1 protein-coding gene is annotated in these 1,290 nt (G+C 60.4%); it reads left to right on the forward strand.

The genetic code is table 11. The annotated features are described in order from the left end of the window. Window positions 1–70: 70 nt before the first annotated feature. Window positions 71–1,251, forward strand: a protein-coding gene (locus tag U5775_RS38780) for an IS3 family transposase (protein WP_322063412.1) whose coding sequence is annotated in 2 segments (ribosomal slippage) — window positions 71–323 and window positions 323–1,251 — 1,182 coding nt in all. Because the reading frame shifts where the segments join, the coding sequence is not laid out codon by codon here. The last annotated feature ends 39 nt before the right edge of the window (window positions 1,252–1,290 follow it).

Consider the following 1,290-nt stretch of genomic DNA (forward strand, 5'->3'; position numbering starts at 1 on the left):
TGAGCTTCCCCTGAAATTTCGCCTTCCAGCAGGTCGCGTATAAACTCGACCCAAAGGAAGGAAAGCAGAGATGTTCAAGGTACCGCACCAGGTGTACACGGCAGAGTTCAAGGAAGCCGCCGTGCAACGAATCAAGGACGGACAGGGCCTGAGCGCCGTGGCCCGCGAATTGGGTATGTCGACGCAGACCCTGCGCAACTGGCTGAAGGCTTTCGAGGCCGGCAAGCTCAATGGATCCGGGGCGAAGGCCGTTACGGCGGAACAGATGGAACTCTCGCGTCTGCGAGCGGAGAACAAGCGCTTGCAGATGGAGCTGGAAATCGCAAAAAAAGCGGCGGCGTTCTTCGCGAAGGACCTCCTGTGAAGTTCGCCTGGATTGACACGCAGTGCCGGCAATATCCCGTGTTGGCGCTGTGCGAGGTCCTTGGCGTAAGCGTTAATGGCTATCGCGCCTGGAAGCGCGGCGGCACGCTCGAGCGTCAGCGGCTGACCGATGCGCAGTTGCTCACGTTGATTCGGACAATTCACGCCGAGGTCAAAGGCGCCTACGGCTCGCCACGCATGACCGAAGAGGTTCGCTCTCGCGGCTTCCCAGCCAGCAAAGCACGAGTAGAGCGGCTGATGAGCGCCAACGGCATTCGAGCCCGCCACAAACGCCGTTACCGCGTGACAACCGATTCCCGGCACAAACTGCCGGTCGCGCCGAACGTGTTGAACCGCAACTTCACGCCGGCCGAGCCCAATCAGGTGTTCACCTCGGACATCACGTACATCTGGACCGACGAGGGTTGGCTGTACCTGGCCGTCACGCTGGACCTGTTCAACCGGGAGGTCGTGGGCTGGTCCGTCAAGCCGCGCATGACGACGGAGCTCGTCACCGACGCGCTGACGATGGCATGGTTCCGCCGCCGGCCCGCGCCCGGCGCGCTGCATCATTCGGATAGAGGCAGTCAATACGCCAGCCACGACTTCCAGCGCAAACTGAACTCGTACGGCATGCAATGCTCGATGAGCCGCAAAGGCAGTTGCTGGGATAACGCGCCGACGGAAAGCTTCTTCAACAGCCTGAAGAATGAGCGTGTGCATGGCACGAGGTATCGCACGCATCGCGAAGCCGTCGCGGACTTGTTCGAATACATTGAAGTGTTTTATAACCGCAGTCGTCGTCATTCATCGCTTGGCTTCATGTCGCCAACCCAGTTCATGCAAGACTGGCTTGTGGCGCAGCGGACAAGCGACGCGGCTGCATAACTCGGGGCCTCTGGAAGGCGAAAAACCGGGGGAACCTCA

Origin of the sequence: Paraburkholderia sp. J63, assembly GCF_905220245.1 — a bacterium.
Taxonomy (GTDB): Bacteria; Pseudomonadota; Gammaproteobacteria; order Burkholderiales; family Burkholderiaceae; genus Paraburkholderia.